Origin of the sequence: Mucilaginibacter endophyticus (assembly GCF_003351025.1) — a bacterium.
GTDB classification, from domain to species: domain Bacteria; phylum Bacteroidota; class Bacteroidia; order Sphingobacteriales; family Sphingobacteriaceae; genus Mucilaginibacter; species Mucilaginibacter endophyticus.
In genome coordinates this window covers 67,970-82,581 of record NZ_QPCG01000005.1, presented here as the reverse complement: position 1 = coordinate 82,581, position 14,612 = coordinate 67,970, and the positions used below count along the sequence as shown (strand labels likewise).

Below are 14,612 nucleotides of genomic sequence, written 5' to 3'. Positions count from 1 at the left end.
TCTTTCGCCCCAATGCTCAAGCCACTACAGGCTCTATCGAAATGACAAAAAGTTTCTACTCACTCTCCATCACCCGCATCAATTCTTCAATAAACAAAATGGCAGCCCGTTTACGATAAACACCTTTTTGCCACAGGATGTATGATTGCCGTTTGATCTCTTTTGATTCAATGGGAATGGCGGTTACTTTATTCCAGCCGATGATGGCTTTTTCGTTCAGAATGGTAGCCCATTGCCCATTCTCAACCAGGGCCAGTAATGAATGTACGTCATTAAGCTCTATCTTAATATTAGGCACTATTTTTTTGCGATTGAAAAGATCATTAATAAAGTCGCGTGAACTGAAGCCTTTTCCAGGCAGGATTAAATCAAGCCTGGCTAACTCTTCCAGGCTTATTTTTTTGAGCTGCGCCAGCGGATTACTCTTGGATACCACCATTACCACGCTCGAGCTAAATAACTCTTGCATCTCTAGGTCTTCGTCGTCGCTTTCGTTATGAAAAGCAAGGATCATATCCAGTTCGGCCAGTCGCAGTTTCTTTTCCAATTCTTCCGGGCTGCCGTAAGTAATAAAAATCTTAATACCCGGATATTTGGTGCTGAACGGAGCCAAAGCTGGCAATAACAATGAAGTGAACGCGTAGGAAACGCCGAGGTTCAGTTCGCCGGTGGTGGCGTTTTGTAACTCGCTGATGGCTTGTTTACTTCGCTGTACGTCATTCAGTATCTTGCGGGCATGGGTTAAAAATATATGCCCAGCCTCGGTGATGCGTACGTGTTTCCCAATCCTATCGAACAGGAGCATGCCCAGTTCCTCTTCCAGTTGCTTAATCTGTTGCGATAGCGTGCTTTGTGTAATAAACACAGCTGCCGCAGCCTCGGTAAAGTTCATAGTTTCCGCCGCTTTAACAAAGTATTGTAACTGGCGCAGTTCCATAATCAATCGTTTTTTCCTATCAATTCTATTAAAATAATCTATTTTACAAATGTATCAATAAGGGCGATATTTGCATCATAAAACAATTCAATAGTCTTGCATTAAGTACTCCCCTGAATTTGCTTTTGTTATGAATTGAACAAATGAATGTGTTTCGCTCTTTAAAGTACCGTAATTTTAAGCTGTTTTTTTACGGTCAGTCAATATCCCTCATTGGCACATGGATGCAAAAAACAGCAGTGAGCTGGCTGGTTTACCGCCTCACAGGTTCGGCTCTTTTACTGGGTATAGTGGGTTTTGTGAGCCTGATCCCATCCCTGATATTAGCCCCTTATGCAGGCAGTATTGTTGACAGGCATAACCGTTACCGCATTTTGGTTATCACCCAGGTGGTATCTATGTTACAGGCAGCTGCCTTTGCTTTCATGATCTTTTTCAAGATCTATAACATTCCCGCCATTATTGGTTTAAGTTTACTACAGGGCATCGTAAACGCTTTTGACGTAACCTGTCGCCAATCATTAATGGTGGATATGGTTGATGATAAAGCCGATCTGCCTAATGCCATCGCTCTAAACTCTACTATGACAAACCTTGCACGTATTGCGGGGCCGGCAATTGCAGGTATCGTTTTAAGTGCCTTTGGTGAGGATGTTTGTTTCTTCGGTAACTTTTTGAGCTATGTTCCGGTGCTTGCCTGTTTATTTATGATGAAGCTGAACACTATTGTTCCCATCCGTTCAGAAAAAAGCATCTGGACAGAATTGCAGGAAGGTTTCAGATATGTATCTGGCGATAGCGACCTGAGCAGCATGATCCTGATGCTTACCGCAAGCAGCTTGTTCGTTATTCCTTTTAATACGCTGATGCCCATTTTTGCCAAAGATATTTTTAATGGCGATGCCAAAACTTTCAGCTGGTTTGAGAGCGCAGCTGGTTTAGGTTCAGTGATCAGCGCAGTTTACCTGGCTAACTTAAAAAGCAGCAAAAACTTAGTGAAGATCATGAGCGCGGCGAGCCTCATTTTTGGTATCAGTGTGCTGATGGTGGCTTATGCAGGCAAACTGCCTTTCGCTTTAACATTCATGGTTTTTACCGGTGTTGGTATGATGGCGCAAACATCAGCTATTAACACTTATATCCAAACCCACGCTATCCCAAGCATGAGGGCAAGGGCAATCAGCTACTACGTGATGGCTTACCAGGGAATGATCCCGGTAGGCAGTTTGATGGCCGGCTGGTTAGCCAATGAAGTTGGTCCACGCCGTGCAGTTTGTGTTGAAGGTATTATTGGCGTGTTGGCTACCGCATTATTTGTATTGTACAAGAGAAAGCAGGCAGCTTTGGATGGCGTTGACGGCAAAGCGGCACTGGCTAAATAAATTTATTTCATCTACCTGTTTAAATGCAAAAGCCCTTTCAGTTTTGGAAGGGCTTTGTTGTTTGTAAAAGACGTCATTGCGAGGAACGAAGCAATCCCCAATTGGCAGAGACGCTTTGTATAGTTTGCGATTACTTCGTTCCTCGCAATAACATAATTTTGTTTGCTACATTTTCAATCCAATCTCTCTTAAACGCTCATCCAGATATTCACCTGCAGTAATATCTGTATATAGCTTAGGATGCTGTTCATCAATACATGAATCAAGGCTGGTTAAGTCCATACCTGATTTTGGGTGCAGGAAAAACGGCACCGAAAAGCGGGAAAACTTCATCAACTCACGCGGCGGGTTCACTACACGATGGGTGGTTGATTTCAGTTTATTGTTGGTTAAACGCTGCAGCATATCGCCAACGTTAACCACTAAGTCTTCCCCATAAGCTTTAACCGGGAACCAGGTATTATCGCGGGTTAACAATTCGAGGCCATCTGCGCTGGCGCCTATCAAGAGGGTAATGAGGTTGATATCCTCATGAGCACCTGCACGAACCGCGTCATCAGGTACCGAATCCGGATCCAATATCGGGAAGTAATGCAGGTTACGCAGGATAGAGTTTCCGTTATGTACTTTATCGTCGAAATAATTCTCAGGTAATTCCAGATAAACAGCTATGGCGCGCAGCAAATGTTTGCCTGCGGCTTCCAGCTTTTTATAAACTTCGATAGTGGTTGGGTTAAACTCAGAGAGTTCGTTCACCTGTACATTTTCCGGGTATTGGGCTTTAAGCGCGTCGTCATCGGTCACTGTCTGACCGATTTGCCAAAACTCTTTCAAATCCGGCGTTTTAAAACCTTTGGCGGTTTCTTTGCCTTTGCCGGTATAGCCGCGCTGACCTGCCAAACCAGGAATTTCGTATTGTTGTTTTACCGCGTCGGGCAGGGCAAATAAGGCTTTTACCTGCTCGTAAAGTTTATCTATCAGCTCTTTACTCAAACCATGGTTTGTGATGGTAACAAACCCGGTTTCATTAAAAGCTTTACCAATATCGTTCGAAAATTGTTTGCGTTCTTCGGCCGAGCCGTTTATATAGGTATTCAGATCCAGACGTGGAATATTTACTGTACTCATAGTTGTAGTTTATAAAAAAACAGGTAGCAAAATTATTTAATTTTTAAGCGTGGTACACAAGATAACAATAAAATTTTATCCCCATAATTACACTGGCTTGGTTTATGTTAACCCTTTAAAACAATTTTTGCTTTAAACGTTTTATACTTCTGCCTGTCATATGTTTATAGACGTAAACCTAACAGCGCTATTTTAACTTAAAATACTATGAAATTCATCAATAAAATATGCGGTATCAGCTTAATAGCATTTTTACTAATGCTTGCCGCGCCAAACATGGGTAAAGCCCAGGAAGGAGGCTATGTATCCGACCAGGAGTTTTACGACGAACTTGATCCTTACGGCACCTGGGTAAGCGATCCGCAATATGGTAACGTTTGGGTACCTGACGCAGGTGACGATTTCAGGCCATACGCTACCCGCGGTCACTGGGTGGTAACGGATTATGGTAACACCTGGGTATCTGATTATGAATGGGGCTGGGCGCCATTTCACTATGGACGCTGGCGTTATGATGACTATTATGGCTGGGAATGGATCCCGGGCCACGAATGGGCTCCGGCATGGGTAAGCTGGAGGCATGGTGGCGGTTATTACGGCTGGGCTCCTTTGCAACCTGGTATCAGCATCAGCATATCTTTTGGTAACAGCTATAATGTGCCAGATAATTATTGGGTTTGCGCACCGCAGGCGTATATTAACAGGCCAAACATTTATAACTACTATGCACCGCGCACCCGTGTTGTAAACATTATTCATAACACAACCATTATTAACAATACCTATGTTAATAATAACCGCACCTATGTAACCGGGCCAAGGATTAATGAGATCAGGCAGGTTACCAATAACCGTAATGTAAGGGTTTATAATATCACCAATGTTAACCGCCCGAACGGCGGAGGCAGGGTGGTGAATAACACCGTAAACATTTACCGTCCGGAAATAAGGAAAGCGCCTGATGCAAGACCGGCAAGGGTAGTAAACGCTGCAGCTTATCGTCAGCAAAATCCTAATAACGGTATAGCCAGCAGGCAAGCAGGTAACGCAAACATAAACCGTAACAATGCAGCACGTTTGCGTGAAGTGGCCCGTAATGAAAAACCTGATAATAAAGTGGTACAGGTTAATCGTCCAGGCCCGGTAGCCCGCCCTAACCCTGCAAACGGATCACGACCAAACCAGCCAAATGCAAGGCCCGGCGATAACCAGGCTCAGCGTCAGCAGCAGGCACAACAACGTTTGCAACAGCAACAATCCCAAAGGCAGCAACAGTTAGATCAAAAACAGAACGATCAAACCCAGCGTCAGCAACAACAGCAGGCACAGCGTCAGCAGCAATTGCAACAACGCCAGCAGGATCAAAAGGCCAGAGGTGAGCAACAACAGCGTCCGCAAAGCCAGCAGGATCAGCAAGCGCAAAGGCAGCAACAGACACAGCAGCGCCAGCAACAACAGCAAGCTCAAAGAGAGCAGCAGTTGCAACAGCGTCAGCAACAACAACAGCAGCAACAGGCCCAGCGTCAGCAGCAGGAACAGCAACGCCAGCAGCAACAACAGGCCCAAAGGCAGCAGCAGGAACAACAACGTCAGCAACAACAGCAGGCTCAGCGTCAGCAGCAAGATCAACAACGTCAGCAACAGCAACAAGCCCAACGGCAGCAACAGCAACAAGCCCAACGGCAGCAACAGCAACAAGCCCAACGGCAGCAACAGCAACAAGCCCAACGGCAGCAACAGCAACAAGCCCAAAAGCAGCAGCAGGAACAGCCACGCCAGCAGCAACAGCAGGCTCAGCGCCAGTAGCAGGAGCAGCAACGTCAGCAACAGCAACAAGCCCAACGTCAGCAACAAGAACAACAACGCCAGCAGCAACAGCAGGCTCAGCGCCAGCAGCAGGAGCAGCAACGTCAGCAACAGCAACAAGCCCAAAGGCAGCAGCAGGAACAACAACGCCAGCAGCAACAACAAGCCCAAAGGCAACAGCAGGAACAGCAACGTCAGCAACAACAACAGCAGCAGCAGGCTCAAAGGCAGCAGCAGGCGCAGCAACGTCAGCAACAACAGCAACAACAACAAGCTCAACGTCAGCAGCAGGAACAGCAGCGCCAGCAACAGGAAAGACGACCTGCAAACCGATAAAATAAATTTATAACCGCTACAATAAACAGCACGTATAAAGCATTATATACGTGCTGTTTTAGTATTGTGAATACCTTATAATAAGAATGAAAAAAATCCTGCTTACAATCTGCTTTGTTATCCTGCTTAATATTACTTTCGGTTTTAATGCCCAAGCTCAGGCAACCCTAAGCAAGTCATCAACCCAAATCAATTTTATTGAAAACTCGTGGACCGAAGCCTTAAAACAGGCAGCCCGCCAAAACAAATATATTTTTGTTGATGCTTATGCCAGCTGGTGCGGCCCCTGCAAAATGCTCAAGGCCACTACATTTAAAAATAATAAAGTAGCCGATTTTTACAACGACAATTTTGTAAACGTGGCCATTGATATGGAAAAAGGGCAAGGCCCGGCGCTTGCTGCCGAATGGGGCCTGCAGGCTTATCCAACCATGATCATATTTACCAGCAAGGGCAAACCCGTTTCGGGAACGGTAGGCTATATCAGGGCTAATGATCTCATCAAATTTGGGCAGCAGGCATTAAATAAATAATTAAAATTCGGGCATAAAAAAAGACCGGAGCTATTGCTACCGGTCTTTTCATTTCTGAAGGATATGCTATTTAGGTATAAATAAAAGTACCTACTAATAAAGCCAATACCTGGTCCATAGATAATGGTTCATCAAAAGCTGCTGTAGCAATAGCAACAGATGTTGTTGAACCCGATATACTTGGCAATGTAGTAACATTCACAGGTCCCTGGGTAACATTTTGTTCTCCATCATAATTACCGTTTACCTGCGATACTCCGGTATCGTTGCCTAATGTTGCTGTACTGGTGATCCACGGAGATACACCCAATAACTGGCGGATAGCCGACGCGTGGCGGGCTTCAACCGCGTGGATAGATAAGGCTGCAGTCAAAATATCTTTGTTTCCAAGCAAGTTGGGGGCCTGACCTTTGTAAGCACGTACACCGGTATCCTCAAAAGCTAATGCCACTTTTAAAAACAGGGTATAATTACTAAACAAGCCTTTAAACGGACCATTGCCGGTACCGCCGCCTGCGGTAAAATCAAATTTAGGCGAAGTAACAGGTGTGCCGCCCGAAGCAGTAATAGCAGTTTTCAGGAAAGCTACGTGCTGGTTCTCATCATCTTTTACGGTGTTGATGTAAGATGCCCCCGCGGCGGGGATTAAACCTGCCGAAGCCGCTCCCTGGTTGTAAAATGATGATTCGAGGTATTCAAGCGTTAAGGCATAGTTTAAAACCTCAACAACTGTTGGGGCGGCAGTAGCGCCGTAGGCTCTTTTGAGCATGGTGCCCATAGCAAACGGCACGGCGGCCATAGCCACTTTTGAACCAAAGCTTGTTATATTTTTGATGGCTGCACGACGCGGGTTAAGCCTGTCGTTTAATTCCGGATCAAATTTTTCTATTTCGTCTATTATGTTAAATAAATTCATGGCGATGTGGGGATTAAGCTACGTAACTGTAATTAGTTGCACTCACTTTGGTTTTCAGATAGGTATTGGCGATAGGCAATACCTCTGCAATGGTTGCTGATTTATTCAGTCCATTGCTATCTACCTGGTCATCGGCAGCAAATGAGCCCGCAACAAGCATATTGCTGATGAGTGCCGCGTGCCTGGCCTCAACCGATACAATTTTACCTGCAATGGTCAGATAGCCTGCATCCTGTATCAAATAACCTGCACCATCATAAGCTTTAACCCCGGTATCTTCAAATGCTTTGGCGGCACCAAGCACAGCAGATTTTTTAGTAAAATCAATAGTGCTAAAATCGACAGTAAGTGAAGGGATAGCGTTACCGCCTAAGGCAGCCTTGAAAAATTCACGGTGAAGTACCTCATGGTCGCGGATACTGGTAAAAAGCGCTTTCTCGTCGGAAGTCATACCAGAATAAGGAGTGGTAATTACCTGGATATAGAACGCGGCTTCCAGTTGCTCAAGTGCGTAAGCATAATTGAGGATGGCAAGATCGCCTTTGGCGCCGATATCAATGCCGCCGCCAACAACTACCTTATGATCTTTGTGGCAAGCCGCAGTAGCTAACAGGCCGGCTGATGCTACGCCTAACCCCGCATAGCGTAAAAATGACCTCCTGGCCATGTTTGCCCCGCCTATGCTTTCTTGTTCAGATGTTTTCATAGAGTTCGATTTTTTAATGTTATAATTAGTTGTTTTGTAGATGGATATACGCCTGTAACAACATGGCGGATTGCAATTAGTTATTACTTATTACACTCTTAATTAGAGTATTTAACTTTTGGTAAAATTTAAATAGCGCTGTATTAGGCTTTAAAAGCCATCTGGGAAAGCTATAGCAACAAAAAAGGCCGAAAACTTCTGACAGTTTTCGGCCTTTTTTGAATTATCAAAGTAGTTTTATGAGAATTATTAATATGTAATAAGGAGTCTTGTTATTAAGCTACCTGCAGCCGGATTATGCCGCGGGTAAACTCAAATAAAATGTAGTACCTACGCCCATGGTGGTTTCAAACCAAATTTTACCATTAGCGTTTTCGATAGAGTTTTTGATGAATGCAAGGCCTAAACCTGTTCCGGAGCTTTTGGTAGTGAAGTTAGGCTCAAAGATCTTTTCGCGCATTTCTTCAGGGATCCCGTTGCCGTTATCTTTAATAGTAAGCAGGATGTTTTTGCTGGTTACCAGGTAATTGATATCGATGATACATTTCCTGTCATGCGGCGTAGCCTCGATAGCATTTTTTAGCAAATTATTAAAGCAACGCAATAATTGGTCGCGGTCGGCATTGATGGTAAACACGCTTTCGGGTTGCTGATAGCTGATCAGTACGTTATCCATTTGCTTAAAAATTATAACGGCCTGGTTGAGCATATCAAAAATATTGATCTGCTCAATACGGGTATCCGGCATCTTGGCAAAAGCCGAAAACTCTGATGCTATTGACGACAGGCTCTCTATCTGCTCAACAAATGACTTGCTGAAACGCTCAAATTTCTGGTCAAACTTAGGGTCTTTATCCTTCCATGACTTATCAAGCAGCTGCAAACCAAGTTTTAACGGTGTAAGCGGATTTTTAATTTCATGGGCAACCTGCTTAGCCATTTCGCGCCAGGCGCTTTCACGTTCAGATTGCGCCAAACGCTGGGCGCTGTTTTCCAACGCCGAAATCATTTTGTTATACTCTTTAACCAATGCCCCGATCTCGTCATCGCGCGACCACTTGATCTGCTCGTTCTTTTTACCGTAGATGGTTTTACTAAGGTTTTGCTGGATGAAGTTTAGCGGTGCTGTTATTTGCCGGGCAATGATGATAGCAAACAAACCTATAGCTATGAAAACTATGGCATAAACGTTTATCATCACGTTAAGCAATGAGCTTATCCGTTCCTTGTAGTCGGCTTCATTACTGAAATATGGCACCTGGATATAAGCAACCGTTTTGTTCGAGGCGGTAAGCGTTATCGGAGCGTAAGCAGCCTTATAGCTCAGGTCGCCTATTTTTTCATCGTTAACAAACTCGGTTTTTTGCAGCTTGCTCAAAAAAATGAATGCGCGCGCGTTCATCCGTTTAGCAACCAGCCCATTCTCGTAAACTTTGGGTTGCGTAGTTAGCAACGGAATACCGTTAGTATCAAATACCGTAAGATCGGTTGCATAGGTATTGGCCAGATCATTAAAATGTACCTGGCTCTCCTCGTTTATGTGTTCAACGTATTGGGTAAAAAGACCGTTTTCAAATGCCGATGCTATCCGGGTTATTTTATCCCTGATCATTTTTTCCTGCTGAGTGTGGTACTGATTGCTGATGGATAAAAATGTAATAAAGCCTACCAGCACCAATGTAACTACCACAGCCAGTATCATCGAGATCTGGATACGGGTTTTGTACAATACCTTATCAAAATTAATCCTGAAGTTTATCTTCAGGCCATCTTCGGCAATGTTGAAGATTTTAATGCGCGCCCATAGCCATCTGATCGTGATCAGGATGGCACTGAAGATCAGTATCACCACCAAAAAGAAAGTAAGCGAAGTGACGGCGTAATAAAGTGAGTTTTCCTCGCGGCTAACAACAATCAGGTTCCTTTCGCTGGGCTTGTATATCAGGTGATTGTATGTGGTGAAACTTTCATACCAAACCGTGCTGTGATTTTGCGTGGTTTTCTCAGTGTACTTTTTTAGGTCACTTTTAAACTCGGTGTTATCAAGCGAATAAACATAAGTACCACGTTGGCTTAGTAGTTTATTATCGCTGTAAAAGGCGTATGAATAATCTTTAAAATCATTTTCAGGGTTGATATTCCCGTCAATCAGCAACTCGGGGAATGCCCCTGACGATTGTAGCGGCTTCGATTTTAATTCGATTACAATGGTACCTAATTGCTTATTACTGGTGTTTACCGGTAATATGGCAAAATAGTTCTGATATCCGAATGATTCGTTTTCACGATAAAAATAATCGGACACTTTAAATGAACTGTACAGCACCAGATCTTTAAATACACTCAGTGAATAATTTTTATCTGCCGATGTTGGCTCTTCATTTGCATCATACTCATGAACCTTAAACTCATACTTTGAAAGATAGCCATCAAAATAAAGCTTCTGAAAACGGGTTTTAAGATAATCGCCATTATGCAGGCCATTTGTAAAATAGCGCATTATGGCCGTATCTGTGATAATCTGGTTTTCTACCTTTTTGAAAATATAGTCGGCCGTGGCATCATCCGGGATCTCCAGCTTTTGTATGAGGGCTTTCCGGGTTTCGTGTTCTTTAAGGTCTTCAAAATGGTTAAGCTTAATGGCTGCTATCAGGGCGCAGACAAACACTATCCCTAAAAACGAAGTAGCAAAAAGTTCCTCTTTTTGATAAAGAAAGCTGTAGGCCCTTATCAATACCAATATGGCCCATAGTATATAAAACAGCGTAAATTCCTTGTAATAAGCAAATGCCAGGGTGGTTAGGGCAATGCCGGATAAAAACAGGAAAAGCTGATGTGTTTTAGGTACATTGGTTTTAAAGCATACGGTCAGGACAACCTCGTTCAGCAGGTAAAATATCAAAAAGCTAAAGCATAGCATCAATACCCCCAGCAGGCTAAAGCCGGTTAAGCTAAGCACATTATTTACATCAAAATTGATTTTTGAGTTGATAACTAAACCGTAAAATAAACGCAACAGAGATGTTGATACTGCTATAAGTGTTAAAACACCGGCGACAACTATTACATAGCCACCTGTTTTAGTTTGTATGTTATTAAAGAAACTGCGACGCTGCTTGTACACATAAGCCACAAACCAAAAAATCACCAGGATATTGATGCAAAAATCGCCAAGCGAAGGATAAACCAGGCTCGAACCATAAAATATGGGATTGAAGATACTGAGCTTATAGGTAAAATCGGGCAGGTTATAATGCAGGTTAACAAACCTGAACAGCACTATATATAAAGCCAGGAAAATGATGGATAGCAACACATAGCCCTTAGAAGCTACATAATTGCAGATATTATGCATCAGGATACAGAGCGTAATAGCTGTCAGGATCCAGAATGAAAGCTCATAGTAAACAAAATCATTATTGGTGTCGTTGTTTTTGAGCTTTACCGAAAACAGGTATTCATTATCGCTGCTGTGTACTTCGTAAACATTGATATCTGTAAAATCGGCTATATCAATGTTATCGTCGTCAAGCAGGTCTTTGGCAAATTTGTTTTGGAGATACTTATTCTGAAAAGCGTAATTGATTTTTACCGGGATAAAAAAGATAACCGAAGAGTTACCTTCCGTTTTCCTGAATGTTTCATAATATCCGTTGGGCTGCTGGATAAACGAATAACCCTCCTTGATGGTATTTGTACTATCGGGCAATACTTTGATGCCGCTCCAAAAACTAAGCTTGTTGTTGGTTAGGGTAATAAACCAAATGCCGTTTTTGGTAGTGAAGCTTTCAATGGCGTTAATGGCATCCTGCTCGTTATTGCGCAGGTTCATTAGCTTTTTAAAGCTCCATTTTTCCTCCAGCTGTTTGCTTATAAAGATCTCCTTGTTGTGAAGATTATCTTCCAGTACCCGGGCAGATTGCACAAGACTGTTTACCGGCGTATATGTTTTTTGAACAATAATGGCCGTAAACAGCAAACTAAGCCCCAAAAGAGCAAGCAATAGGCGTATTTTCCCCGATGTAGTCAAGATGTTGCTATACTATGGATTTTTTGATTAATACAAGCCTATAACAAAAATAAAAGCCACATGTTGTATGTGGCTTTTAAAATTTATTGCGGTAATACAGCGCTCGCTGTCGCGACGGTTTTATCAACCTTTTTTACAAGGCCTTGCAGTACGTTACCCGGCCCTACTTCGGTGAATGATGTAGCGCCATCTTCAATCATATGCATAACGGTTTGGGTCCACCTAACGGCGCCTGTTAGCTGTGCTATCAGGTTTTTCTTGATCAATTCAGGATCGGTGTATGGCTTGGCATCTATGTTTTGGTAGATAGGGCATACCGGGGCTTTAATTTCGGTAGCAACAATAGCTGCTTCCAATTCAACCCTTGCAGCTTCCATTAACGGCGAGTGGAACGCGCCGCCTACTTTAAGTTTTAAAGCACGTTTAGCACCGGCTTCGGTCATTTTAATACAGGCTTCGTCAATACCGGCAATTGAACCGGATATTACCAGCTGACCCGGGCAGTTGTAGTTTGCAGGCACAACCACTTCGCTTATGCGCTCGCAAATATCTTCTACCGTAAAATCATCCAGACCTAAAATAGCGGCCATGGTTGATGGTTGAATTTCGCAGGCTTTTTGCATGGCGTTAGCACGCGCGGCAACTAAACGTAAGCCATCTTCAAATGATAAAGCTCCGGCAGAAACCAAAGCCGAAAACTCGCCTAATGAATGGCCGGCAACCATTTCCGGCTGAAAATCATCGCCTAAAACTGTAGCTAAAATTGTTGAGTGCAGGTAAATAGCAGGCTGGGTAACGTTGGTTTGCACCAAATCTTCGGCAGTACCTTCAAACATCACATCGGTAATACGGAAACCCAAGATTTCGTTAGCTTTTTCAAACAGCTCACGTGCTTTTTCTGACTGGTCGTACAGGTCCTTGCCCATACCCGGAAACTGGGCACCCTGGCCCGGGAAAATATATGCTTTCATTAGCCCCCTAACCCCCTAAAGGGGGAATTTTTGTTTAGTGTTTATAATATAATTGTTCAGCTCCCTCACTCCCCCTTTAGGGGGGCGGGGGGCCTTAACTCAACTTAGAGCTTATCAAATTTAAAAACTCAGTCCTGGTTTTTTCTTTCAGGAACTCGCCGGTGAAGGCCGAGGTTGTGGTTACCGAATTTTGCTTTTGCACACCGCGCATACTCATACACAGGTGACGGCATTCAATTACCACGCCAACACCGATAGGGTTCAGGGTTTGCTGAATGCAATCACGGATTTCGTTGGTTAAACGTTCCTGTACCTGCAGGCGGCGGGCAAATACGTCAACCACACGAGGGATCTTGCTTAAACCCACTACGTGCCCGTTAGGAATGTATGCCACGTGCGCCTTGCCAAAGAAAGGCAGCATATGGTGCTCGCACATCGAATAAACTTCAATGTCTTTTACTACCACCATCTGGCTGTATTCTTCCTTAAACTTAGCCGAGTTCAAAATTTCTTCGGCATTAAGTTCATAGCCATGGGTTAAATAAAGCATGGCTTTGGCTACACGCTCGGGGGTTTTTAGTAAACCTTCCCGTTCTGGCTCCTCGCCTATCTGCTTTAAAACGTTGTGATAGTTATCTTTTAAACTATCAATGCGTTCCTGGTTATAACGATCTATTTTGATGTAACCGCCGAAATCGTCGTCGTCGGTATCCTGGCTAAATTGTGAATCGCTCATTTTATAAAATTAACCGCCAAAATACTCGGCAGAATTATTTTCGGTTTCGTACAGTTTTACTGAATGTAAAAACACGCCTTCGTAAGCTTCAATAGGTGCTTTCAACTGATTAAAGATCTCAATGCAGAGCAGCTCTGTCGATGCCATTTTGCCGGCCATAAAGTCAACATCCTTATTGATGTTTTTATGGTCGATCTTTTCAATAACATACTCATTGATGATCGTCTTGAGCTCTTTCAAATCTATCAGGTAGCCGGTAGCGTGCGTAACTTCGCCCTTTACAGTTACAAACAAGTTGTAATTGTGACCATGCCAGTTGGGGTTGGCACATTTGCCAAACACCTCAAAGTTTTTTTCAGCGCTCCATTCCTCACGGTACATCCGGTGAGCGGCATTAAAATGTTCCTTGCGCGTTATATGTATCATCATAACAAAAGTGGGTGCAAATATACAAAACAAAAACAGGTGAGTTGTTTTATATTAGCCGTCAAAATAATGCAATATGCTTATACTCATTGCTGCAGCCACCAAATTTGAGGTTGAACCGCTTGTCCAGGCCCTGGGCAATAAGGTTGATGTACTTATAACCGGCGCGGGCATGGTGCCAACAGCCTTTGGTATGGCCCGTCAGCTCAGCAACCATACTTATGATTTAGTACTAAATCTTGGCATCGCAGGCAGTTTCGACCGTAATTTTCATTTAGGCGATGTGCTGGAAGTTACCGAGGATACCTTTGCCGAACTTGGCGCGCAGGATGATGAGGCTTTTATTTCTATTGACATCCTTGGCTTTGGCGAAAGCGTTTTTAAACCGGGCACCTCGCTTAACGAAGTTTACCCGAACTTTTATCTTAAAAAAGCAAAGGCCATTACGGTTAACACGGTTCACGGGCACGAACCTTCTATTCAAAAGGTGCAGCAACGGCTAAATCCGCAGTTGGAAAGCATGGAAGGGGCTGCTTTTTTTTATGCCTGCCGACAGATGAATGTACCGGGCATGCAGATCAGGGCAGTGTCAAATTATGTTGAAAAGCGTAACCGTGACGCCTGGAACATTGGGCTGGCCATTAAAAATCTGAATACATTTGCCATCGACCTGGTTAGCCAGATCATTAACAATTAATCTACTAC

Annotated in this window: 12 protein-coding genes; 4 read left to right on the top strand and 8 right to left on the bottom strand. The window is 43.7% G+C overall.

Translation table 11 applies throughout. From position 1 onward, the window contains the following. Window positions 1-55: 55 nt before the first annotated feature. Window positions 56-937, bottom strand: a complete 882-nt coding sequence (locus tag DUL71_RS20420) for a LysR substrate-binding domain-containing protein (protein WP_114939835.1) — start codon at window positions 935-937, stop codon at window positions 56-58. A gap of 143 nt (window positions 938-1,080) precedes the next feature. Here DUL71_RS20420 and DUL71_RS20415 point away from each other — a divergent pair, with 143 nt between their 5' ends. After that, window positions 1,081-2,319, top strand: coding sequence for an MFS transporter (locus DUL71_RS20415; RefSeq protein WP_208645615.1), 1,239 nt, complete (start codon window positions 1,081-1,083; stop codon window positions 2,317-2,319). A gap of 165 nt (window positions 2,320-2,484) precedes the next feature. On the opposite strand, the gene DUL71_RS20410 is transcribed toward DUL71_RS20415, so the two are convergent. Next, on the bottom strand, window positions 2,485-3,447 hold the full coding sequence (locus DUL71_RS20410; RefSeq protein ID WP_112570818.1) for an isopenicillin N synthase family dioxygenase: 963 nt from the start codon (window positions 3,445-3,447) through the stop codon (window positions 2,485-2,487). Between the two features lie 207 nt (window positions 3,448-3,654). Between DUL71_RS20410 and DUL71_RS32045 the strand changes: the two genes are divergently transcribed. Next, on the top strand, window positions 3,655-5,253 hold the full coding sequence (locus DUL71_RS32045; RefSeq protein WP_154402444.1) for a DUF6600 domain-containing protein: 1,599 nt from the start codon (window positions 3,655-3,657) through the stop codon (window positions 5,251-5,253). A gap of 422 nt (window positions 5,254-5,675) precedes the next feature. Continuing rightward, window positions 5,676-6,122: a thioredoxin family protein gene (locus DUL71_RS20390; RefSeq protein ID WP_114939833.1), complete on the top strand. Its 447-nt coding sequence runs from the start codon at window positions 5,676-5,678 to the stop codon at window positions 6,120-6,122. A 70-nt stretch (window positions 6,123-6,192) separates the two neighbouring features. Here DUL71_RS20390 and DUL71_RS20385 read toward each other — a convergent pair whose 3' ends face one another. From DUL71_RS20385 to DUL71_RS20360, 6 genes are all read right to left on the bottom strand, one after another. Then, window positions 6,193-7,038 (bottom strand): ferritin-like domain-containing protein, encoded by an 846-nt coding sequence (locus tag DUL71_RS20385; protein ID WP_112570813.1) that lies wholly within the window; start codon window positions 7,036-7,038, stop codon window positions 6,193-6,195. A gap of 13 nt (window positions 7,039-7,051) precedes the next feature. Next, window positions 7,052-7,744, bottom strand: a complete 693-nt coding sequence (locus DUL71_RS20380) for a ferritin-like domain-containing protein (RefSeq protein WP_114939832.1) — start codon at window positions 7,742-7,744, stop codon at window positions 7,052-7,054. Between the two features lie 295 nt (window positions 7,745-8,039). Beyond that, the gene (locus DUL71_RS20375) at window positions 8,040-11,774 is read right to left on the bottom strand and encodes an ATP-binding protein (RefSeq protein WP_154402443.1); all 3,735 of its coding nucleotides are present in this window, start codon (window positions 11,772-11,774) and stop codon (window positions 8,040-8,042) included. Between the two features lie 83 nt (window positions 11,775-11,857). Then, window positions 11,858-12,745 carry an ACP S-malonyltransferase gene (gene fabD, locus DUL71_RS20370; RefSeq protein ID WP_112570807.1) on the bottom strand — a complete coding sequence of 296 codons (888 nt, stop codon included), beginning with the start codon at window positions 12,743-12,745 and terminating at the stop codon, window positions 11,858-11,860. Between the two features lie 94 nt (window positions 12,746-12,839). Then, a complete protein-coding gene (gene folE, locus DUL71_RS20365) occupies window positions 12,840-13,481 on the bottom strand; it encodes a GTP cyclohydrolase I FolE (protein ID WP_112570805.1) in 642 nt (213 codons plus the stop codon). 9 nt (window positions 13,482-13,490) lie between these two features. Next, window positions 13,491-13,907, bottom strand: a complete 417-nt coding sequence (locus tag DUL71_RS20360) for a 6-pyruvoyl trahydropterin synthase family protein (RefSeq protein WP_114940203.1) — start codon at window positions 13,905-13,907, stop codon at window positions 13,491-13,493. A gap of 76 nt (window positions 13,908-13,983) precedes the next feature. Between DUL71_RS20360 and mqnB the strand changes: the two genes are divergently transcribed. Then, window positions 13,984-14,604, top strand: coding sequence for a futalosine hydrolase (mqnB, locus tag DUL71_RS20355; RefSeq protein WP_114939830.1), 621 nt, complete (start codon window positions 13,984-13,986; stop codon window positions 14,602-14,604). Window positions 14,605-14,612: the final 8 nt, after the last annotated feature.